This is a genomic window from Veillonella parvula, assembly GCF_032550495.1.
GTDB lineage: Bacteria > Bacillota > Negativicutes > Veillonellales > Veillonellaceae > Veillonella > Veillonella parvula_G.
The window spans coordinates 392363-415648 of sequence record NZ_JAWFZJ010000001.1; the positions used below are offsets into that span (position 1 = coordinate 392363).

Annotated in this window: 17 protein-coding genes; all 17 read left to right on the forward strand. The window is 36.2% G+C overall.

Translation table 11 applies throughout. From position 1 onward, the window contains the following. Window positions 1-34: 34 nt before the first annotated feature. Window positions 35-1366, forward strand: coding sequence for a hemolysin family protein (locus E6X37_RS01890; RefSeq protein ID WP_118091265.1), 1332 nt, complete (start codon window positions 35-37; stop codon window positions 1364-1366). After that, window positions 1353-2057: a DNA repair protein RecO gene (recO, locus tag E6X37_RS01895; protein WP_118091264.1), complete on the forward strand. Its 705-nt coding sequence runs from the start codon at window positions 1353-1355 to the stop codon at window positions 2055-2057. The genes E6X37_RS01890 and recO overlap by 14 nt, the downstream gene beginning before the upstream one ends. Window positions 2058-2121: 64 nt before the next feature. Then, window positions 2122-2643 (forward strand): hypothetical protein, encoded by a 522-nt coding sequence (locus E6X37_RS01900; RefSeq protein ID WP_118091263.1) that lies wholly within the window; start codon window positions 2122-2124, stop codon window positions 2641-2643. A 96-nt stretch (window positions 2644-2739) separates the two neighbouring features. Beyond that, window positions 2740-3543: a DUF3100 domain-containing protein gene (locus E6X37_RS01905; protein WP_060918838.1), complete on the forward strand. Its 804-nt coding sequence runs from the start codon at window positions 2740-2742 to the stop codon at window positions 3541-3543. Continuing rightward, window positions 3536-3997, forward strand: coding sequence for a hypothetical protein (locus tag E6X37_RS01910; RefSeq protein ID WP_316689411.1), 462 nt, complete (start codon window positions 3536-3538; stop codon window positions 3995-3997). The genes E6X37_RS01905 and E6X37_RS01910 overlap by 8 nt, the downstream gene beginning before the upstream one ends. Before the next feature lie 132 nt (window positions 3998-4129). Then, the gene (locus E6X37_RS01915; protein ID WP_316597695.1) at window positions 4130-5449 is read left to right on the forward strand and encodes an amidohydrolase; all 1320 of its coding nucleotides are present in this window, start codon (window positions 4130-4132) and stop codon (window positions 5447-5449) included. A 242-nt stretch (window positions 5450-5691) separates the two neighbouring features. Continuing rightward, entirely contained in the window at window positions 5692-7221 is a 1530-nt protein-coding gene (locus E6X37_RS01920; RefSeq protein ID WP_243624512.1) for a ShlB/FhaC/HecB family hemolysin secretion/activation protein, read from the forward strand. A 31-nt stretch (window positions 7222-7252) separates the two neighbouring features. Continuing rightward, window positions 7253-14158 carry a two-partner secretion domain-containing protein gene (locus tag E6X37_RS01925; protein WP_187002447.1) on the forward strand — a complete coding sequence of 2302 codons (6906 nt, stop codon included), beginning with the start codon at window positions 7253-7255 and terminating at the stop codon, window positions 14156-14158. Next, on the forward strand, window positions 14109-14609 hold the full coding sequence (locus tag E6X37_RS01930) for a hypothetical protein (protein WP_231968110.1): 501 nt from the start codon (window positions 14109-14111) through the stop codon (window positions 14607-14609). The genes E6X37_RS01925 and E6X37_RS01930 overlap by 50 nt, the downstream gene beginning before the upstream one ends. A 359-nt stretch (window positions 14610-14968) precedes the next feature. Further along, window positions 14969-15844 (forward strand): glycine--tRNA ligase subunit alpha, encoded by an 876-nt coding sequence (glyQ, locus tag E6X37_RS01935; RefSeq protein WP_012864405.1) that lies wholly within the window; start codon window positions 14969-14971, stop codon window positions 15842-15844. 1 nt (window position 15845) lies between these two features. After that, window positions 15846-17897 carry a glycine--tRNA ligase subunit beta gene (gene glyS / locus E6X37_RS01940; RefSeq protein WP_316689412.1) on the forward strand — a complete coding sequence of 684 codons (2052 nt, stop codon included), beginning with the start codon at window positions 15846-15848 and terminating at the stop codon, window positions 17895-17897. Window positions 17898-18063: 166 nt separating this feature from the next. Further along, window positions 18064-18450: a MarR family winged helix-turn-helix transcriptional regulator gene (locus tag E6X37_RS01945; protein ID WP_118091475.1), complete on the forward strand. Its 387-nt coding sequence runs from the start codon at window positions 18064-18066 to the stop codon at window positions 18448-18450. A gap of 142 nt (window positions 18451-18592) precedes the next feature. Continuing rightward, window positions 18593-18934: a 50S ribosomal protein L19 gene (gene rplS / locus E6X37_RS01950; protein ID WP_004695921.1), complete on the forward strand. Its 342-nt coding sequence runs from the start codon at window positions 18593-18595 to the stop codon at window positions 18932-18934. 184 nt (window positions 18935-19118) lie between these two features. Next, window positions 19119-20024, forward strand: coding sequence for a ribosome biogenesis GTPase YlqF (gene ylqF / locus E6X37_RS01955; protein WP_060919830.1), 906 nt, complete (start codon window positions 19119-19121; stop codon window positions 20022-20024). Then, a complete protein-coding gene (locus tag E6X37_RS01960) occupies window positions 20017-20814 on the forward strand; it encodes a ribonuclease HII (protein ID WP_287507693.1) in 798 nt (265 codons plus the stop codon). Before ylqF ends, E6X37_RS01960 begins: the two co-directional genes overlap by 8 nt. Window positions 20815-21108: 294 nt before the next feature. Beyond that, entirely contained in the window at window positions 21109-21507 is a 399-nt protein-coding gene (locus E6X37_RS01965) for a YraN family protein (protein WP_004695915.1), read from the forward strand. A gap of 12 nt (window positions 21508-21519) precedes the next feature. Next, on the forward strand, window positions 21520-23217 hold the full coding sequence (locus E6X37_RS01970; RefSeq protein ID WP_316063711.1) for a YifB family Mg chelatase-like AAA ATPase: 1698 nt from the start codon (window positions 21520-21522) through the stop codon (window positions 23215-23217). The last annotated feature ends 69 nt before the right edge of the window (window positions 23218-23286 follow it).

Sequence of the window (23286 nt, forward strand, 5' to 3'; positions counted from 1 at the left end):
TAAGTATTTCCATAATCATATGAAAGGAATAAAGATGGATAGTATAGATGGCCTGATACCCGTCGGGTTTGGTCTGTTATGTATTTTTCTAATTAACTTTTTTGTGGTTGCAAAGTTCTCCTTTGCCCGCCTTCGTAAAGAACATGTGGAGGATATGGATATCCTCTTAGAAAAGGATAGAGAGTTTTTATTAAAGCTCTATCAAAATCCAGAGTATTTTCTAAATACTACACAGTTTTTGATTCTATTCTTTATCTTGGCTCTTGCAGGCACTGGTACCTTTGTATTCGATAATATTGTTGATCGTTTAGTGACGGTTCTAAATATTCATAGTACATGGATGCATTTGGTACTAGATGTTATTTTATTGCTATTAATTAGTTTAATCGTCTTAATCTTCGGCGAAATTGTACCTAAAGCATTGGGCCTATCCTTCCCTACGAAATACGTGAATACCTATAGCCGTATCGTCGTTGCTGCAGGTAAATTGGTGTATCCATTTATTTGGATCGCTAGTAAAATCTCCAATGTTATTTTAGGCTTTTACAAAACAAAATATTTAACAGAGCTTGACCTTGTGTACTCAGAAGAAGAAATTCGCATGATGATTTCTCGAAGCCACGAGGAAGGGCAACTGGACCAAGTAGAGTCTGAGTTAATCGATAATGTCTTTAACTTCGTAGATCGCATGGCGAAAGAGGTTATGGTGCCTCGTCAAGACGTAGACTGCGTATTCGTAGAAGATGGTTACGATGAAGCGATGAAGGTTATCCGCTCTAAAGTACATACACGTTATCCACTCTGTGTAGAGGATAAGGATCACATTATTGGCCTTGTTCATATTAAAGATTTAATGGAACGCCCTAATCAAGCCCGTAAAGATTTGCGCAATATTAAACGAGATATCCTTACTGTTCCAGAAGTAATGAAATTATCTACCTTGTTGCAATATATGAGAACGCGCCGTATTTATCTAGCCGTTGTAGTAGATGAATATGGTGGTATGGTTGGTCTCGTAGGCTTAGAAGATATTATTGAAGAATTAGTTGGTGATATTCAAGACGAGCATGAGCCTCATTTACCGGCTACGATGTCCTATGCAGATGGTTCCTTCGAGTTTGATGGCAAGGTCCTTGTAGACGAAGTAGAAGAGATTATGAATATTGAAATTGATAATTCTGACTCTGATACGATCGGGGGCTATGTCTTTGGTTTATTAGAACGTACACCAATCGTAGGTGATACGGTGGATGCTCATGGCTATACCTTTGAAGTTAAGCAAATGCAAGGCTATCGTATTTCTCGCATTAAAGTAACACCTATACCAGTAGAGGAACCAACGGAAGAAGAAAATGAAGAAGCTTAATGGTGGTTTTAATACGCCAGCCATCGTCATAAGTCGAAAAAAGTATAAGTTGTATTCCGTATTTACGTTTATTACGCCTAGCTTGGGACTTATTAAAGCATCGATTCCACATAAGCGAATGATGACGATGCGTAACAGTTCCTATTTACGTCCATTTAGTGCCATGTATATTACAGTCGTACCTGATGGGGAATATGTTAATGTTACGCAAATTGATGGCTCCTATGTGGTGGAGTCCTTAGATGTAAACCTCGATAATATTGCTTATGCAGCGGTAGCGAGTGAGCTCATTCAAGAGTTATTTGCCATGTATGACGTAGATCGTAAGGTCTTTGATACGGTAGTAAATTACTCCAAGCAAATTCGACGTCGCAATGTACAATTGGGAACGATCATGCTTGGGTGGCAGCTATTATCTCTCGCAGGAATTGTGCCAAGTGCTAATGCTTTTATCCAACAAGATGGTATCGATCCATTTTGGATGCAGGTGAGAGAATCAACAAGTCTTACTATTTCGCCCTCTGTAAAAGCCGCATTACCTCAGATTCTAGCTTATCAGTGGGGTGAAGATACGCCTTTAGAACTTCCGAAAACAATATGGAAGGAATTTGAGAAGCTTTTATTTTCTTACTGTGAACAAGAAATAGGTAAGCCGTTACAAAGCGTTAAGTTTTTAAACTCTATAATTTAGTGATAGTAAAAAGGCAGTTTGAGAAATCAAACTGCCTTTTGTTGAAATATTTATGAGGTACTAAATGGATAAAATATTCTCTTCGTTGCCTATAGACAAAATAAATGAAGATAAAACTTTAGATTTACAAGAAATTCAACAGATATATAATTTTCTTTTAACTAATGACTATTATATATCTGCTGATTATGGGGTAATAAATAAGTTATTTCAAACGATGGTTTTAAACAATCGTTGGGATTCCAAAATGGCACTCAGATACTTTGACTATTTATGTTTCTTAAGTTGGGAATATGAAGCTATCATTGTTAGAGATCTTTTATTAGATAATCATGTTAGCTTAGCTGGGGAATTTTGTTTAGAAACAGAATTAGTAAAAGATGGACTATGTTATTTTAGAGATGATGCCATTTGGAGGGGAAAGGATTATGATAGTGACATTATTCCGGCATCTATGTCTAAATGGGCCATTTATTATGATGAAGAAGAAAAAAGGTTTCATAAAGTGAAACCGTCAATGATAGAAAATATTATTATTAAGGAAATTGACGCTGAAAAGGGTCTTTATATTATTGGAAAAAAATAATTCTAATAGACAAATGTACATCTGTAATTGACACTTTTAATAACAATTATTTATAATATAACAATGTTATATTATATGTTTTTATAGGAGGTCATTATGCAGCTTTTGGGAAATCTTAAAATACATTTTCTAGCGCTCGTACTAACTGTAGTCGCTGAATTTATAGGCATAAAAAAACTAGGTCCTGTTATATTATTGCCATTATTGTACACATTGATTCTAGGTTTATTAATTTCTATTCCTAAGTTTAAGATTCTTACCATTAAACAAATGGAAAAATCCGCTGATTATATCGGTATCGCCGTTATGATTCTGATGGTAAAAGTAGGCTTAGGTATCGGTCCAAATCTCGGTATTCTTACAAGTGCTGGCTGGGCATTATTATTACAAGAATTAGGTCATTTCTTTGGTACTATTGTATTTGGTTTACCTGTAGCTTTATTAGTAGGTATGCGTCGTGAAGCAGTAGGAGCTTGTTACTCTGTAGACCGTGAGCCGAATGTAGCGATTATTATCGATAAATTTGGCTTTAGCTCTCCTGAGGGCCGTGGCGTTATGGGCATGTACATCTGTGGCGTTCTTATCGGTGCTATGTGGTCCTCCGTATTGGCTGGCATGTTGGCACAATCTGGTTGGTTTCATCCATTGGCATTAGCTATGGGTGCTGGCGTAGGTAGTGCTAGTATGATGGCGGCAGCTACAGCTCCAATCATTGCAGTATATCCAGATTATGAACAACAAATTATGGCTCTTGCTGGGGCTGCAAACTTGTTAACTACCGTTCTAGGCGTATACTTTGGCCTATTTGTTTCGTTACCAGTTATGGAGAAAACATACAATTTCTTTACAGGCCGTACCCGTGAACAAGATTTAGCAGAGGAGGCAGCACATCATGAGTAAAAGTGAAAAATTAACACAATTTGTCATCGTTATTTGTATCGCTGCTATCATCACTGCAGTAGGTAACGTAATGGATGGTAAACATCTATTTAGCGATAGTTTAGTTGGCGTAGCTATCTTGGCAGTTCTTGCTACAATTGGTGCTTTAATCTCTAACTTGCCATATGCTAATAAATTACCTATGGTATTCTGGGTATCTTTAGTTGGTGTTATTGCATCATTACCAGGTATGCCTGGCCAAGAATGGATTATTGCTAAAACTAGTCAAGTTACATTCCTTGCAACAACAACACCTGTACTTGCTTATGCTGGTTTATCCTTAGGTAAAGATCTTGGTGCATTCCGTCGCTTATCTTGGCGCATTATTCCTGTTGCACTAGCTGTAACAGCAGGTACTTTCATCTGTGCAACAGTATTAGCCCAATTAGTACTTCATTTAGAAGGTTTAATTTAATACTAAATCATAATGTTAGATGTCTAAATTATGTTAAGATATAATTATAGATTTATATTTTAGAAGATATCTATACATCATGATGACATGATCGACCGTATTTTATACGGTCGATTTTATAAAGGAGATAGTATGAGCCGTATAACAAAGGAAGAAGTTAAAGAACGTGTTTGTAAAGCTATTGTTGATGCACAACCGCGTTTACGAGAACTAGCAGAATCTATTATGGCTGAACCAGAATTGGGTTTTAAAGAGGTAAAAACCTCTAAAAAGGTTCAAGATATGTTTTATGAACTTGGCATTTCTTATACTACTGGTCATGCACTGACAGGTGTAAAAGGTAGAATGAAAGGCCGTGATAGCAAATATACGGTTGCCATGGTGGGGGAATTAGATGCTATTCTCTGTCCTCGCCATCCTCGTGCCGATGATTTAACAGGCGCCGCCCATTGTTGTGGTCATAATGTACAAATTACAAATATGTTTGCTGTCGCTATGGGCCTACAAGCTGTGATGGATCAACTCGCTGGGGATGTCGTATTATTTGCTGTCCCTGCAGAGGAAATGATTGAAATTGATTACCGCAATAAATTGCGTGAGCAAGGTAAGCTTAAGTATATGGGTGGTAAGCAACAGCTCATTTATGAAGGAGCTTTCGACGATATTGATATGGCTATGCAAATGCATGTGGAGACAGCCAAAACACCAGCTGGTGAAATGGGACTTGGTAGTACCTCTAATGGTTTTGTATCTAAACTGATTGAATATCACGGTAAGGTAGCTCATGCGGCTCAAGCACCCCATGAAGGCATCAATGCTCTTAATGCTGCTTTGATGGGCGTAATGGGGGTTAACTCCATTCGTGAAACTTTCAAAGAAAGCGACTATTTCAGATTCCACCCAATTATTAATCAAGGTGGTACATTGGTTAACTGCATACCTGATTATGTTCAAGTTGAAAGCTACGTTCGTGCGTCCAATATCGACGCTATTGTAGATGGCAATTGTCGTGTAAACCGTGCCTTAAAAGCTGGTGGCGATGCAGTAGGGGCAACTTGTGTAATTAACGATTTGCCAGGTTATTTGCCGATGAGAAACGACGTTCGTATGAATGAAATGTTACGCCAAAACTCTAATCCGCTATTTGGTGAAGAAAATGTATTCCAAGGCGATCACATGACGGCAAGTACCGATATGGGCGACGTATCTCACTTGATGCCGGTTATCCATCCTTGGGTTGGCTGTATTAATGGCGTACTGCACAGCGCAGAATACGAAATCTCTGTACCTGATGTAGCGTACATTAAAACAGCACAAGCCTTGGCTATGACTATCGTAGACTTACTATACGATGACGCAGCAGGCGCTAAAGATGTATTAGACAACTTTACACCAGCATTAAACAAACAAAGCTATATTGAACTCTTAGACCGTATTGCTAAGGGTGAATAAAATAAACCACCTATTGAAGATAAATTGATTATCTTTGATAGGTGGTTTTACAGTTTAAACTCTCTATTGACTATCAAAATAAAAACATAATAAAATATTTAACATCACAAGATGGTTATACAGTACCGGCACAACAGCCAGCACATGTAGAGCCATCTTTTTTTGTATCTCATATCCGTGTTGTTGAAGAACCTATTAGTCAGTCTGCAGAATTAACATATAGTAATATGATAAATACTACTATGGATCAGACAACATTTGTGGATAATAGTTCTGCAGCAAGTGTACGATTAATTAAAGGTCCATTATATTATGAAGCACAAAAAAAGAAGATACAATTAAATGTGCCTAACGAGTTTACGTTTCTACGTAAAACAATTAAACCATTTGTAAATCGTAAACTTACAGTTGAAGATGTAAATAGATTATCTACTAACTTAAATACTGCACTTATAGAACATGGATACGTCACGTCTCGGATTGGTATTCCATCCCAATCATTAGCTTCAGGTAATCTACAATTCAATTTACAACTCGGTCGCGTAGAGTCTGTCTTATATAAAACGTATGCACAACCATTGCCATGGCAAAATGCATTTCCTATTCGTGAAGGGGATATCCTTAATATTCGAAATATAGAACAGGGTATAGAGCAAATGAAGCGAATTGGCTCTCAAAATGTGTCTGTTGAGCTTGAGCCAGGAACAAAACCGTTAGCTACGAATATTGTACTTGAAACTACTAAAAAACCAGCAATTCATGGAATGATATCCATAGATGATTCTGGACTAAAAGATACTGGTAAACTACAGTGGACGGCTGCAATTGGAGTTGATAGGGTATTTAATGCTAATGATTCATTAAATTTAAGTATTAATCGAGATGCTGCTCAAGATGGTGAACGAAAAGGTAGTCGAAACCATACTATTTCTTATTCAATACCTAGAGGAAAGGATACCTTTAGTATTTCCTATAGTGATATGAAATATCATCAAACGATTAATTCTATGGCTACTCCATTTATTAGTTCTAGTCATGCCAAGACTGTAAGAGGTTCGTGGAATCATGTATTTCATCGAGATCGAACGACTAAACGTAGTTGGGATATTATTATCAGTAAGCGTAATGCTAAAAATTATATTAATGATGTAGAAGTTGCTGTACAACGTGCTAATACAGCTTCTTTAGAAGTAGGTATATCAGAACGAAGATATATTAAGCAAAACACGTTATATTCTAGAGTGGCTATTAAACAAGGGGTTGGTTGGTTTGGTTCACAACCTGAATATGGTAATGGAGCACCTAGCACTCGATTTACACAACTTTTAGTAGATGTGGATTATCAAATTCCACGTATATGGGGACATAGACCAGCAAGTATTACGTCATCTTTCCATGGACAATGGACATTAGGGGATAAACGTTTATTCTCTAGAGATATGATTAGCCTTGGTAATCGATATACAGTACAAGGGTTTGATGGTGAAAATACACTAATGGCTGAAAGTGGCTGGTATATGCGTAATGAGGTTGCTAGTTACATCCCTAAATGGAAATCAAGTGTTTATGCTAATATTGACTTTGGCGCCGTATATGGTCCAAGTACGGAGGTATTAACAGGAAAATTTATTGCTGGCACTAGTCTTGGGATGAGAGGACAATTTAAATCTGGATTATTCTATGATGTATTTGTTGGGGCTCCTTTATATAAACCAAGTGGTTACAAAACTGATTCTGTAACAGCAGGTTTCCAAGCAGGTGTGCGGTTCTAATATAGTATACGTATTAATTGAGAGAGTAAATATGAAACAAAAACGATTACAATATAAAATAGCAGTATGGCTTACTATGGGTTTAATGATCGTTGATCCTTTAGTCGTACCGTTTGTATATGCAGAAAATCCTATAGAGGTAGATCGAAATGCGCCACATGAAAGACAAGCCATGATCGGACAAGCTGCTAACGGTGTCACATTAGTAAATGTCGTTGGCCCTAGTGCTGGTGGAGTATCTAGAAATGATTATACTAACTTTAACGTACCACAAAATGGTGTAATTCTTAATAACTCTTACCAAATGTCTAATACTAAGCTTGGTGGTTATGTACCTGGTAATGCTAATATGATGCGTGGCTCTGCCAATGTCATTGTTAACGAGGTTACTTCACACAATGCAACTAATATGAACGGGTTTATTGAGGTAGCAGGTCACAAAGCTTCCGTAGTTATAGCAAATCCTAATGGTATTACTGTAGATGGTGGTGGATTTATCAATACAGATCGAGCAGTATTAACTACAGGTAAACCTGAATATGATTCAGCAGGAAATCTAAACTCATATCGTGTAGAGCGAGGAACTGTTGCTATTAATAGAAACGGTCTAAATGCCAAAGATGCTAACTCGCTACAAGTTTTAACAGAAGCAGCAAGTGTAAATGCTGGAGTTTGGGCAAATTCGATTGAAGCTCGCACGGGTAAGAACAAAATAGATGCTAATACATTAGACACGCAAAAACTTGGTAATTCTAACAATATTGGCTTAGATGTATCTGCAATTGGGGGAATGTATGCAAACTCTATTACTCTGAAAGGAACCAATACTGGTCTTGGGGTAAATGTTAAAGGTGTAGTGAGTTCTTCACAGGCCTCTAGTATTACTAGTGATGGTCAAATTGTAGTTGATGGTGGTGTTACAAGTAATGGCAATACTATTTTAGATGGCCAAAGTATAGCAATTCATTCAAATGCTGTAGTACAAGGAGATTCTTCTACAACTGTATATAGTCAAGAAAAGGTAAACAATAGTGGTCTTGTAAACTCTGGAAATACTACAACTATAAATGCTAAATCTATAGATAATCATGAAGGTGGACGTATTTATGGTGATACAGTAGCTATTAAAGCTAATATAGTTACAAATCATACTAATAGTGAAATAGAACAACGCTATCATAAAGCTGGTAAAGAGCTAGAAAAGGCAAAGAATGAACTTGATGCCGAATGGAATGCTGATATATCTAAATATAAGACCAAGCCTGAGCTAGAGGAACATCGTCAACGGATTAAAGATTTAACAAAAGCGTATGATGATGTACAAGAGAAGGTTACTGCTATTAAGGTAGAACTAGATTCTCATAAGTCTGGTGTAATTGCGGGTCGTAATCACGTTAATATAACTTCAGATACAATAGATAATACTGGTAAAGGTCTCATTTATAGTGGTGGAACTATGGACCTTAAAGCTAAACAAGGTATAAATAATACGGGAGCGACTATTAAATCCGTTAAATCTATTGAATTAGATACACCCGTAGTAAATAATAAAAATGTTGCATTAGGTGTAAAGCGTGTTTCAGATGGCATTACTAAAAATCCAGATAAAATTAAAGTTACTCATCCACATCATAAATTAGAAGGACAGGTATTTGATAAGTCTGAGTTCCCATATGCTGATGATTCAAGTGGTTATGGTGTAGCACATATCAAACCAGTTAAAACGCCTGAAGATGAAGCCTATAATAAGGAAATGAATAAGAATGAGAACCGAATAAATCAGTTTACAATCATTAGAAGTGAAGCCGAACAAACTCACAAAAAGGTTACTAATGATGATCCAGGTATCATTAGTAGTGGTGGTGATTTAATAACTAGTGGTATACTTTATAATGATAATAGCAGAGTGATTTCAGGAGGAACTTTTAAGACAAATGGCTCGATACAAAACATATCAGATATGATTAGTGATAAGACTTTTATTACTGGCACTACTCAAGAAAGTAGAACAGAAAAGAAAAGGAAACGTCACGGTTATAGAAGTAAACGTATACGTGTTTGGGGCCCTGAAGTCTTTATGACACCATCGATTACTGAAGAAAATGTAAAACCAATTGGTACTATTAAAGAGCATGCTGAAGATAGAGTATCTAACGCAACTATTAAAAAGGTTAATGATAGTTTAGATCCCTATGGTCTGGGTGGGGGCAAAGGTAAAGCAAGTCAAACCATAGATGGTTTATCGCTACCAACAGAGGCACTATATCAAATTCATCCTGATATTACGGCTAATGCTTTGATAGAGACTGATCCTGCTTTTACTAATCGAAAGAATTTTTTATCATCTCAATTTATGATTGATGCCTTGGCAAATAATCCTGAAAGAAGATCCAAACGCTTAGGTGATGGATTCTATGAACAGCAACTTATTAATGAGCAAATTGTATCAGCTACAGGTAAACAATATTTAGAAGGTTATACAGATAATGAAGCTGAATATAAAGCTTTATTAGAGGCTGGTGTAGCTTTTGGTAAAGCTTTTAAATTAACACCTGGAATTGCTTTATCTAAAGAACAAATGGACGCTATAACAACAGATATGGTTTGGTTGGAAACTAAAACCGTTATAGTAGATGGAAAAGCGCAACAAGTTTTGTATCCTAAAGTGTATTTAGCCAAACAGTCTGCTAAATCTATGGATACAATGGGGGGAATTATAAGTGGCAAAGCTATCGTTAGCAATGCTAATACAGATATTCTAAATCAAGGCATTATGACTGCAGATACAATTGTATTAGGGGCTCTTGATGTAGAAAATACAGGGCGTATAGATGGACGTACAGTTACTATTAAAGCATCTCAAGATGTAATAAATACTGGTAATATTCATGGTGATAAACAAGTTTATATTAATGCTGGCCGTGATATTAATGTAGGTACTCAGGTAGATAGATTACAACATCAAGATGTTGTTGGTCGTCAAGGTACTATAGGTGTAGGAGAAAAAGGTGATTTAGTTTTATCTGCTAAACGAGATATTAACCTTAAAGGAGCTATTGTTCATACTGGAGATAATTCCAAAGTAAGTATTGATGCTGGTCAGAATATTAATGTAACAACAGAGGCATTATCTGCTAAAAAGGATATGACGGTTAATAGTGATAATTATAATCGTACTGACCGCCGTACAGAATTAGGTACAGCTATTTTAAGTGATAGCAATGTTACTTTACGAGCGGGAAATGATGTAAATATCCGTAATGGTATTGTTAATAGTGAACATGGCTTAACATCAGTTGAAGCGGGAAATGATGTTACTATCACTAATGGGAAAAGCTATAGCCGTGATGAATATGGTCTAAAGTATAAAGAAAAAAGTTTACTATCTCGTACAACTAATATCATACGTACAGATCACGAACACACAGGTGTGCTATCTTCAACTATTGGTGGCGATACGATTAATGTGAAAGCTAATCGTAATGTTTCGGTAACAGGTTCTAATATTTTAGGAACAAACGATGTATTAGTATCTGCGGGGAATGATGTGCGTACAGATTCAGGTGAAGAAACACAACGTGATGATGTATATCAATATAGTAAAAAATCTGGATTAATGGGTGCTGGTATAGGATTTACTATAGGTAGTAAAAAAGTGACTGATACAACAGATGGAAGGTATATAAATCAAGTTGCAAGTAACATTGCCTCCTCAGATGGAGAGATTAATGTTAAGGCTGGTAATGCAATTCATAGTACTACGACAAACTATTTTAGTAATCAACCTGCAGACCTTTCTGCTCAAAATGTAACTGTTGATGGGAAGCATAATACTGTACATATAGTTCAAAGTCACGAGGAGAAGCGTTCTGGTCTTACTGTAAGTGTTGGTGGTCAGATTGTTAATGAATTAAATAATGTTCAGCAACTTGGCAAGCGTGCTAACTCTAGAAAAAATAGCAACTTATCAACATTAGAGTATCTTGAGGCTGCAAATACTTTAAAACATGCTTATAATGATGGGACTTCTTATAAAAATGCTAAAATAGAAAAGCTTTTAGAAAAAGAAAAAGATATACTTGCTAAGGCTGATGAACTTAATAAAGCATATCAGGCAGAACATCCTGAAGAGAAAAATGCTATGCATCCAGATGTTAAAACTGCGATCAATAATATAAATAATAGAGCTAAAAAAGATCGTTTACTCAATGTACAAGTTGGTATTGGTTCGAGCAAATTCAAACAGCTTAGTGAACTTAAGCAAGAGAATTATATAGGTAGTTCTATAGGTAGCAAAAATAAAGTAAGTATTACTGCGAATAGTGACAATAGCGATAAAGGCAATATTCAGATTACAGGTAGTGTTATAGAGGCTCCAGAGGTTAATTTAAATGCAACAAATAACCTAAGTTTAGATGCAGGAACAAACTCTTCGGTACAACATGATACATATACAAGTTCTGGGTGGTCTGTTGGTGCTACAGTTAGTCCTCATGGTAATGGTGTTATTGGTTTAGAAGCTAATGTGTATAAAGGTAAAGAAAATGCATTAGAGACAACCAAGACACATACTGGAACTGTTATTCGTGGTAACCAAGTCAATACTATCTCTGGAAATGATACAGATATTATTGGTTCTAAGATCATCGGTGACAGTGTGTCTACAAAAGTTGGACATGATTTAAAAATTGAAAGTTTACAAGATACGAATGACTACCATAAAGTAAGTAAAAATAAAGGTATATCTGTATCCTATGGAATGAGTGGTCCTGCGAGAGTTGGATTTGATAATTCGAGAGGCACGACAGACAGTCACTATGCAAGTGTTACAAACCAGGCTGGCATATATGCAGGTGATGGTGGATATAATGTACAGGTAAATAATGCAACTACACTTACAGGTGGTATAATTAAAGGTAGTACTGATATATCTAAGAATAAATTATCCTCTAACTCTTTATCAATGAATGATATTCATAATGAAGCATCCTATTCAGCGAAGACATCTGGGTATAGTTTATCAACTACTAAACGCTCTAAAAATAATCCAATAGGTATTACTGGTAGCCCTAAAATGGGGATTCCTGTAAAAGGTAATTCTAAATCAACTACTCATTCTGCTATCAGTAAAGGTATCATCGAAGTTGCTGAGAAAGAATCTTTAGAAAAGATTAATCATGATACAGAACAAGCACTTAATAAATTAGCACCAATTTTTGATAAGAAAACAGTAGAAGAAAAACAAATTCTATTAAATAAGCTTTCTGAACATGGATATAAGTTAATTGGAGACGTAAGTGTACATCAACAAACGAGATTACTTGATAAAGCAGTGAAGGCAAAAATGAAAGGCGAAAATGCTAAAGCGGATAAGTATTATCAAGAGTCGAAAAAATGGGGGGATAATGGTATATATAAAATAAGCTTACATGCTAGCTTAGGAGGTTTTTTATCTAATTATTCAGGAAGTAATATTATTTCTGGTGTTAAAGCTTCTGCCGTGAATGAAAGTTTACAAAGTTTTATTAATAAATCCACTAATCCGGAATTTAGAAAAATTATAAGTTTAGTCATTGGTAAAGTTGTCAGTGGAGATACTGGCGGTGCTTTAGCAGAAAAGGCGACTACTTATAATTGGTTAGAGCATCAGAATCGTCAAGATTTAAATTATGATATTTCCCAACTGTTATTTACTAATGCTTATGGCTATGATGAAGATACACGGTGGAGTAAATTAAGAGAGAAGGTTGCTTATTATTATGCTTTAATGGAATATGAACGTGACTATCATGATTATTATGATTCTGATAATTTAGTACATACAACGGACGGAGGCCATATAGGAGAACCTTATTATACAGATGAATCTTACTCAGCATTACTTAATAATTTATTTGCGTATGTAGTAGGTAGTGACCCTAATAATATCAATTATTATACGCATTTAAAAGAGTATTATTATAATAAATTTGTTAGTGAAGAAAAATATATTCAAGATAAGGGCTATAATGTTCGCACTTATGATGCTGGATGGCAAGAAGATGATGGACAATATTATAATAAACTTATAAATGGTGGTACTGTACTAAATGGACGTTTTAGAGGTAAGCAACTTGAGCTTGAGGGATATCCTACAGTTTTAGGTGACGATGGACAAACTTATTATACTTTGGATGAGAATGGAAGACCTTGGTATAACCCTAATCCTAGTAATGAGGTGAAAATACAACTTTCTAAAGAAAAGCAACAATTATTAGTAACTCAAAGATTACATAAAATTAATGAAAATAGTAAGATTGAGAGTAATAATGAAAGTTATACTGTTCAAGATGGAGAAAAAGCTCTTGAATCGTTGTATAATCAAATTCCTAAAATTAGAAAGCAATATAATGGAGCTGCGGAAGCTACAGAAATATTTTTATATGCCGGGGATAAGAGCGATTTAATTGGTAAGTATGGTATAGTTGATGTCAAGGGTTCTACTAATGATATTCAAACTGTTGTCATAGATAAAGATAGTGTATTAGGACAAACAATGGTTCCCTCAGAACGCATGAAATTAGATGCTATCGTTGCATTTATGACTATCTTAAAAGAAAAAGGTATAAATATAGATAATACTGGTCAAAGCACTATTAATAGTCATCTTGGAGTACAAAGTGTTAATCAGTATTTAACTGTTGGAACATATCTTATTAGTCCACGTGTTTTTTATGATGAATATAATGATGTATATTATGGAACAATGATAGTTGCAGATAGATGGGATAATGGTGGTAAATTGGCTAAATTAGGCATAATAAGTTTTGGTGAATATAATAATCCTATTCATAATGCTTATGTTATTCAGGTGACTAATTTGCGTAAACCGTATAATAATGAGGTTCATGACATTCCGTTTTCAGTTAGTGGAAGAGCTGTTAGAGAAAGATTATAAAATGAAAAAAAAATATTTATATTATATATTTATTTCTATAATAGTAATATTAATCTTATATATCTTAGGTTATTCTTTTAGATATCAGTGGTTTATAAACTCTATTGTTGATCAAAAATATAAAATAGGATTAAATCGAGATATTAAAGGTTTTGCCGCTGAATACCCTTATGTTTATACATATGGAGATTATGGAATTTTAATTATTAATACTCTACCTAACGGTAGTATTAAGATTTTACCGAATTATAAAGGTTTTACCCATATAGATGGTGCTTATAGTATTGATGATAGCAGTATATATAGCCTCCAAAAAGTATATGGTGATAGACTATATATTTATTCCTCTATTGATGATTTTACAGAAGATGAACAATTAATTATAGATGAAATAACAAATAAACAACCTAAGAGATTTGATAAAAATGATTGGCTTTATAAATCTATTTAAATAAAAATGCTCAATGAAAATAAATTAGAAATTTTATAATAATTATTTTGTTTAATGGATTTGACATTAATCCCTCTGTATTGCTACAATATTGTGTATAATATATGCGATGAAGCAGAGTAGTAAACCTCTCTAGCGAGTGAGGATGGTGTAAGCTCACATTTGGTTGAAGGCGCTGTAGAGCATTGGCAGGAACGCAGAAATCTGTTAGTAAAGGCCAACATAGAAAAAAGAGGGCGCAAGCCAAATAGGGTGGAACCGCGGGTATACTCGTCCCTGTAACGTTTTTCGTTACAGGGACTTTTTTGTTTGTAACGAAATGGTTGATTTTATGTCGGTTGTGTAAAGTGGAGGCAGCAATGACATTTCAAGAGATTATTTTAAATCTACAAAAATTCTGGAGCGATCAAGGTTGTATCGTTCAAAATCCATATGACATCGAAAAGGGTGCAGGTACAATGAACCCTGCTACATTTTTGCACGCTATTGGTCCTGAACCATGGTCTGTATGTTATGTAGAGCCTTCTCGTCGTCCAGCAGACGGTCGTTATGGTGATAATCCTAACCGTTTGTTCCAACATCATCAATTCCAAGTTATCGTGAAACCATCTCCAGATAATATCCAAGAATTGTACTTACAATCTTTGGCTGCATTAGGCATTCACGCAGAAGACCACGATATCCGCTTTGTTGAGGATAACTGGGAATCTCCAACATTGGGCGCTTGGGGCCTTGGCTGGGAAGTATGGCTCGACGGTATGGAGGTAACTCAGTTTACATATTTCCAACAAGTTGGCTCCATCGACTGTAAACCAGTTTCCGTAGAAATTACATACGGTCTAGAACGTTTGGCTATGTACATTCAAGGCGTAGAAAATGTATATGACCTTAAATGGAATGAAAATGTTACATATGGTGACGTTTGGCATGCTAACGAAGTTGAACAATCCGTATATAACTTTGAATTAGCTGATACAGATATGCTTTTCAAATTGTTTGATATGTACGAAGCAGAAGCAAAACGCGTTTGCGGTGCAGGTTATGTATTACCAGCTTACGACTATGTATTGAAATGCTCCCACACATTCAACTTGCTTGATTCCCGTGGCGCTATTTCTATCAGCGAACGTACAGCTTTCATCGGTCGCGTACGTGCATTAGCTCGTATTTGTGCACAACAATACCTTGCTAAACGCGAGGAATTAGGTTTCCCACTTTTGAAAGGAGATAAATAAGATGGCAAAGGATTTATTATTTGAAATCGGTGCAGAAGAAATTCCTGCCGGCTTTATGCCACATATCTTAGGTCAATTGAAACAATTGGCTGAAACAAAATTAAATGATGCCCATCTTCCTTTTGAAAGCATCGCGACATACGGCACACCACGTCGTTTGGCTCTTATCGTGAAAGGTCTTGCTGACACATCTGCGGAAATTAGCGAACGTCATAAAGGTCCTTCTGCATCCATTGCATACGATGCTGACGGCAATGCTACAAAAGCAGCTATCGGTTTTGCTCGTGGTAAAGGTCTTGATGTAGCTAACCTAGTTGTAGAAGACGGCTATATTTATGCTGAAACTAAAACTGCTGGTGTACCTGCAAAAGATATCGTAACAGATATGTTACCACAATTAATTACAGGTCTTAATTTCCCTAAATCCATGCATTGGGGCAATTTAGATGCTAAGTTTGTACGTCCTGTACGTTGGCTTGTAGCATTACTTGATGAAGAAGTAATTCCTGTAGAATTTGCTACTGTTAAATCTGGTAATGTAACACGTGGTCATCGATTCTTAGGTGCTGATGAAATCACTATCAAAAATGCATCATCCTATGTAGACACATTAAAAGAAAACTTTGTTATGGTTGATCAAGACGCACGTCGTGAATTGATTTCCAAACAATTACATGACATTGCAGCTTCTAAAAATGCATCTATCGTTTGGGATGATGATTTGTTAGAAGAAATCAACTATCTTGTTGAATGGCCTACAGCATTGTGTGGTGGCTTTGAAGAGTCCTACTTGGCACTTCCAGATGCAGCTATCATTACACCTATGAAAGACCATCAACGTTACTTCCCATTAGTTGACCAAGACGGCAAATTGTTGCCAATGTTCTTAACAGTTCGTAACGGCTCCGATCATTCTATCGAAGTAGTTCAAGCTGGTAATGAACGTGTATTGCGTGCACGTCTTGATGATGCTAAATTTTTCTTTAACGAAGATCGCAAGAAACCTCTTATCGACCGTCAAGATGGTTTGACTAAAATTGTATTCCAAGAAGGTCTTGGTAACTTAGCGGATAAAACTGAACGTTTACTTAAATTGGGCCGTGTATTTGGTGAAGAATGTGGTTTACACGAAGATGCAGCTGTTGTGTTAGAACGTGCTACAGAGCTTGCTAAAACTGATCTTACAACAGGTATGGTTACAGAGTTCACTGAATTACAAGGTGTAATGGGTAAAGAATACGCTTTACTTGATGGTGAATCTCCTGAAGTAGCAGAAGCTATTTTCGAACAATATTTACCACGTTTTGCAGGCGATGTATTGCCTCAAACTGAAGCAGGTAAAGTATTGTCCATCATCGATAAAGTAGATAACATCGTTGCCACTTTCAGCCGTGGCCTAATTCCTACAGGCTCTCAAGATCCATATGCATTGCGCCGTCAAACAATTGGTATTTTGAACATCTTGCTTGGTAGCGAATGGAATATCAGCTTACGTCCAATCTTCAAAGCATCTATGGAATTGCTTAATGTACCAGCTGAAAAACAAGACGAATTGCTTGGCCAAGTAGAAGAGTTCTTCATGCTTCGTTTGAAAAATATCTTCCTTGATCGCGAAGTTCCTCATCATGTAATTGACTTATTGTTATCTAACAACGAATTGTCCGTTGCTGATGCTGAAGGTCTTGTAAATGCATTGTTAGCTAACCGCATCGATGAAAACGTTGAACTTGTTCAAGCGTATACACGTATGTACAATCTTGTAAAAGATGTGGAATATACTGGTGTTAATAATGATTTGTTGAAAGAAGATGCTGAGAAAGCATTGTTTGAAGCTGCTTCTAAAGCATCTGAAATAAGTAGTGCTGCTTGGGAAGCTGGCGATTATGATGCAGTCGTGGCAGTTCCAGCTACTTTAGTTCCAGCCATCAACAAATTCTTTGAAGATGTAATGGTTATGGATAAAGATGAAGCTATTAAAGCTAACCGGTTACAACTCGTTCGTTTAGCGTACAACGTAATGGCTATTATTGGAGATATTAGCGCATTAAAATAACATATTTTAGTAAAAGTTAAATTTTTTACAATGATATACAGGAGAAGAGGTACCGTGCGTACCTCTTTTTTGCTTTTACGAAGAATATGCAAATTTTATGCAGGATTTTTAGAGACTATGGCGAATACTTTATAATATACAAAGTTGTATGAGGAGATAGATGATTATGAATCATGATGAATTATATAAAGCCTTATGTAAGGTGCCAAGCGGCAAAGAAAAGTCTCGTGATAGAATTATTATTGAATTATATATGCGTTCCCAAGGAGCATCACAGAAGCAGTTAGTAGATGCTTTAAATATGCGTCCCGCTACTGTGTCGGAGCAGACAGATATTCTCATTGAATTGGGATATGTTACAAAACATATTGATTATATGGACAAACGTATATCTGTAATAACATTAACAGATGAGGGGAAACGTTTAGGCAAAACTCTTTTACATACATATAACGAATTTCTTAATGTAATGTTCTCTGATTTATCGGATGAAGAACAGGAGAATTTATACCGCTTATTAGGTAAGTTAAAACGACCAATTATACGTAAATAATACGTAAATATTTGGATTATTAAAATAATATAGAAAATACTTGCTAACAGTACGTGATTTATGATACTATATTGCTGTTAATTTGAGACAGTCCGCTGCCTATAAGGTGTAGGTATTGAATGTCTGCAAACAGGAGGAAACAATGAACATTATTAACGTACTTGAACAAGAACAACTTCGTACAGACATCCCTACTTTCCGCGCTGGTGACACAGTTCGCGTACACGTAAAAGTAGTGGAAGGTACTCGTGAACGTATCCAAGTGTTCGAAGGTTTGGTAATCAAACGTCAAAACGGTGGCGTACGTGAAACTTTTACAGTTCGTCGTATTGCATCCGGTGTAGGTGTAGAACGTACATTCCCACTACACAGCCCACGTTTAGCTAAAATCGAAGTTATGCGTCGTGGTGTTGTTCGTCGTGCTAAATTGTACTACTTACGTAACCTTACTGGTAAAGCTGCTCGTATTCGCGAAAAACGCTAATGTTCATAAAAGGCTGCCGTTGGCAGCCTTTTATTTTTGCTAAGATTAGATATGAATAGTTCTATTTTATTATTCTATGAATTAAAGAGTTATAATAGAGGAATATAGAGCTGTAAAAAGATAAATATAAAATATACTAAGTATCTCTATGAGATGTATATAAAGTATGTAGAAAGGATATAAAATGGCAGATTCACCTATCGTACATTGGTTCCCTGGGCATATGGCGAAAGCTACTCGTATGATTACAGAGTATATCAAGAAGGTAGATGTTGTTATCGAGTTATTAGATGCGCGTATTCCTCGCTCTAGTGCGAATCCTGTGATCCTTGAACTCGTTGGTCAAAAACCACATATTGTACTGTTAAATAAAGTTGACTTAGCTGATCCTAAAGCCACAAAGGAATGGACTGAATTCTTTACTAAACAAGGCATTACAGTATTGGCTATCGATTCTAAATCTGGCAAAGGCAATAAAAAATTATTATCTACCGTAGAACGTCTAAGTAAACCTATCATTGATCGTTGGGTAGCGAAAGGTATTCGCAGTCGTTCTGTTAGGACTATCATCTTAGGCATTCCTAATGTTGGTAAATCTACATTGATTAACTCTTTAGCTGGTTCTGCTGCAACGCGTACAGCTAATAAGGCAGGTCATACACGTGGTCAACAGTGGGTTAAAATCGGTAAAAATCTTGAATTGCTTGATACACCAGGTGTATTATGGCCAAAATTAGAGGACCAACGTGCAGCGGCTCGCCTCGCTATGACAGGTGCCATTTCCGATGATGTTTATGATTTAGAGCATGTTATAAAACAGCTATTAAATTACTTATTGACGAACACGCCAAATATTTTGGTAGAGCGTTATAAATTAAAGGAAGAAGAGATGACCGATGTTGATACGATTCTTGAAAGCATCGGACGTCGTCGAGGTTGTCTTGTAAGCGGTGGCATTGTAGATTTTGACAAGGCTCGCCGTATTATCTTGCAAGACTATCGCAATACTAAGTTAGGTACAATTACTCTCGATCAAGTTGATGAAGAACCGTACTACCCTGCAGATGGTGAGGAGAGTCATAATGGATAAGGATATATTTTCTAAGTTAAAAGTAGCAGATATTAAAGCTCTCTTTGAAACTGAACAAGCCTTAGAGATTTTGTCTTTTGCTCAAGAGGATACTCGTAGTTCTGTACAAAAATTGGCTGCTTCTTATATTAAGCGGCAAGAAAAAGAGTTAAAAGAACAGCAACGCCTCATGGGTATGTATGACTATGAAGGCATGTTCTATGATCAAGGTATCTATCATGTGGCTGGCGTTGATGAAGTGGGGCGTGGCCCTATTGCGGGTCCTGTAACGGTAGCTGCTGTTATCTTGCCACCTATGACATTAATTCCAGGCCTTAATGACTCTAAAAAGCTAACGGAAGAAAAGCGTGAAGCGCTCTATGATATCATCATGGACGAAGCTGTTGCTGTTAGCTGTATTTCCTACGGCCCAGAAAAGATTGATGAACTCAATATTTATGAAGCAACGCGACAAGCGATGTATGAGGCTATTCGTACGCTCAGCGTACCAGCTGAAGCAGTAGTGGCTGATGCTATGAAATTGCCTGATTTAACGATTCCTGTTGAATCCATTATTAAGGGCGATAGTAAAAGCGCTAATATTGCTGCTGCATCCATCATTGCAAAGGTTACGCGAGATCGATATATGAAGAGCCTTGATGTTGAGTTCCCTGGTTATGGCTTTGGTATTCATAAAGGTTACTATACGGAATTACATAAAGAAGCTATCGAGCAACAAGGGGTAACACCGCTTCATCGTAAGAGCTTTGAGCCTATTAAATCTATTGTGCGTTGGGTTAAACCTGAGTAAATCTTAGTTATTTATATATGGGTAATAGATTTACTTTATGATTCGACTATTAAGTTAAGTCCTATAGTCGTATTAGTTTTATTCGTTATATCATTATAAATTGCATATAGTTTATAACCGTAAAGAGGTTCCTATTGGTCACTTATGTGACTATTAGGAACCTCTTTTGTATTTACTTTTACATCTTACGTATCTTACTCTACAAGTAAGTATTACCTGTTGAAAGATTAATATAGTGTAGATATTAAAATTCTATGAGTTGTTGTTGCAGATACACCTTATTAGGAGGTATATATGAAAACGATTAGTACTGGTAAAGCATTTAATGAACTCGATTCAAAAGAACTGGGCAAATGGGGAGAACGAGTAGCCACTAACTATATTGAAAAAATAGGACTTACGGTAGTAGATACAAATTATCGAACCCGATTAGGGGAAATCGACATCATTGCTAAACGTGATTTAGTCTATCATTTTATAGAGATTAAAGCTCGCCGAGGTATGCAACATGGACTAGCACGTGAGGCAGTTACCAAGAAAAAACAAAAGCATATTAAACGAGCTGCTATGTTGTTTCTATATGATTTAAATCAAAAAAAGCGCCGTTGGAAGGAAATATCCTTTGATGTAATAGAGGTGTATTTACACGAAGACTTTCAAAGTTCTATTCATTATTTACCACAGTGTTTTTAGTGAGGTCTGTTTATGTACGCAAAATTATATGGAGCCACCTTACACGGCATTGATGGATGCATCATTACTGTAGAGGTCGATATATCACAAGGTTTGCCGGTCTTTGATATCGTTGGACTACCTAATCAATCGGTTAAAGAGGCTCGTGAACGTGTACGAGCGGCCATTAAAAATAGTGGATACGAATTTCCAATGAGACGCATCGTAGTCAATTTAGCTCCGGCTACAATTCGTAAAAGTAGTGCTGGACTCGATTTAGCGATCGCTTTAGGGGTTCTGCTTGCATCAGGACAGATAAAGGGGCGTAAAGCTAAAATTTCGGCTTTATTTGATAAGAGTTTGTTTATGGGAGAATTAGCGTTAGATGGTTCGCTATTACCGACCTTTGGGACTTTAGCTATGTCGTTAGCAGGATTAGATGCTAATTATTCAAAAATTTATACAAGTATTGAAAATGGTAAAGTGCTACAGTCTATTCCTAATTTAACTATATATGGTGGATTATCACTACAAGAAATTATTACTATTTTAGAGGAACAAATTAAGCCAAAGGTAGTTGATAAAAATAAACAAATAAGTATCAAAACAGAACATGTAGATAAACATAATACCAATAAATCAACTCTAGAGTCTATGCCATTAACTGGCAATAATGAAAATGTAGATACAATCAGCAAACCGCAAGTAACTATGATTAGTAATAATTGTGTTGATACGTCTGTTACGGATGAAAGTATAACTATAAAGACTAATCAAACATATACAGTTGATTTTGGTGATGTACAAGGTCAAGAGTTAGGCAAACGAGCCATGCTCATCAGTGCTGCAGGTCATCATCATTGTATTATGATAGGGCCTCCAGGTGGGGGTAAAACGATGATGGCCGAAAGATTGCCGACCATATTGCCTCCTATGACTTGGAATGAAATTGTTGAAGTGAGTCGTATACAAGATGTAATAGGTTTGCTGGGCGATAATGGGCTAGTTACATCTAGACCTTTTAGACATCCTCATCATACGGCTACTTTGGCTAGTATGGTCGGTGGAGGAATTCAGGGACGTCCTGGAGAGGTAACATTAGCTCACGGAGGTGTATTATTTATGGATGAAGCGCCTGAGTTTCAACGCCAAGTAATCGATGCATTACGACAGCCTTTAGAGTCTAGAACGATTACTATAAATCGGTCTCAAGGAAATTATATATATCCAGCTAATTTTATTTGTATTCTTGCGGCCAATCCTTGTCCTTGTGGGTATTACCATGATCCTCATAAGGAATGTGTTTGTACAGAAACGATGGTTAAAAACTATCAGCAACGGTTATCAGGGCCGATTATGGATCGTATTGATTTGCATATTCCCGTTGAGAGACCGACCCTTGAACAGCTGTTAGATACATCATCTTCAAATATGACGAGTGAAAGTATGAGACAACAAGTTATCATGGCCACTGCTATGCAACAGAAACGATATGAAAGTTTTGACTTTAATTCGAATGGAGCAGTTCCTCATAAGGCAATTAGTGAACTATGCAATATTACAGATAAGGCTTGGAGTGTTTTAGGCAATATATTTGACCATTTTCATTTAAGTGGGCGAGCTTTTGATCGCATATTAAAGGTGGCTCGTACAATTGCTGATTTAGAAGAAAATCCAAAAGTAGAACCACATCATATTTCTGAAGCAATGTTATTTAGAACTGGCAAATAAAGTAAGTATCTCATAAATTTAGTAGTTGTTTATTTGCCAAAAGTAGTTGTTTGATTCTATATAAAATTA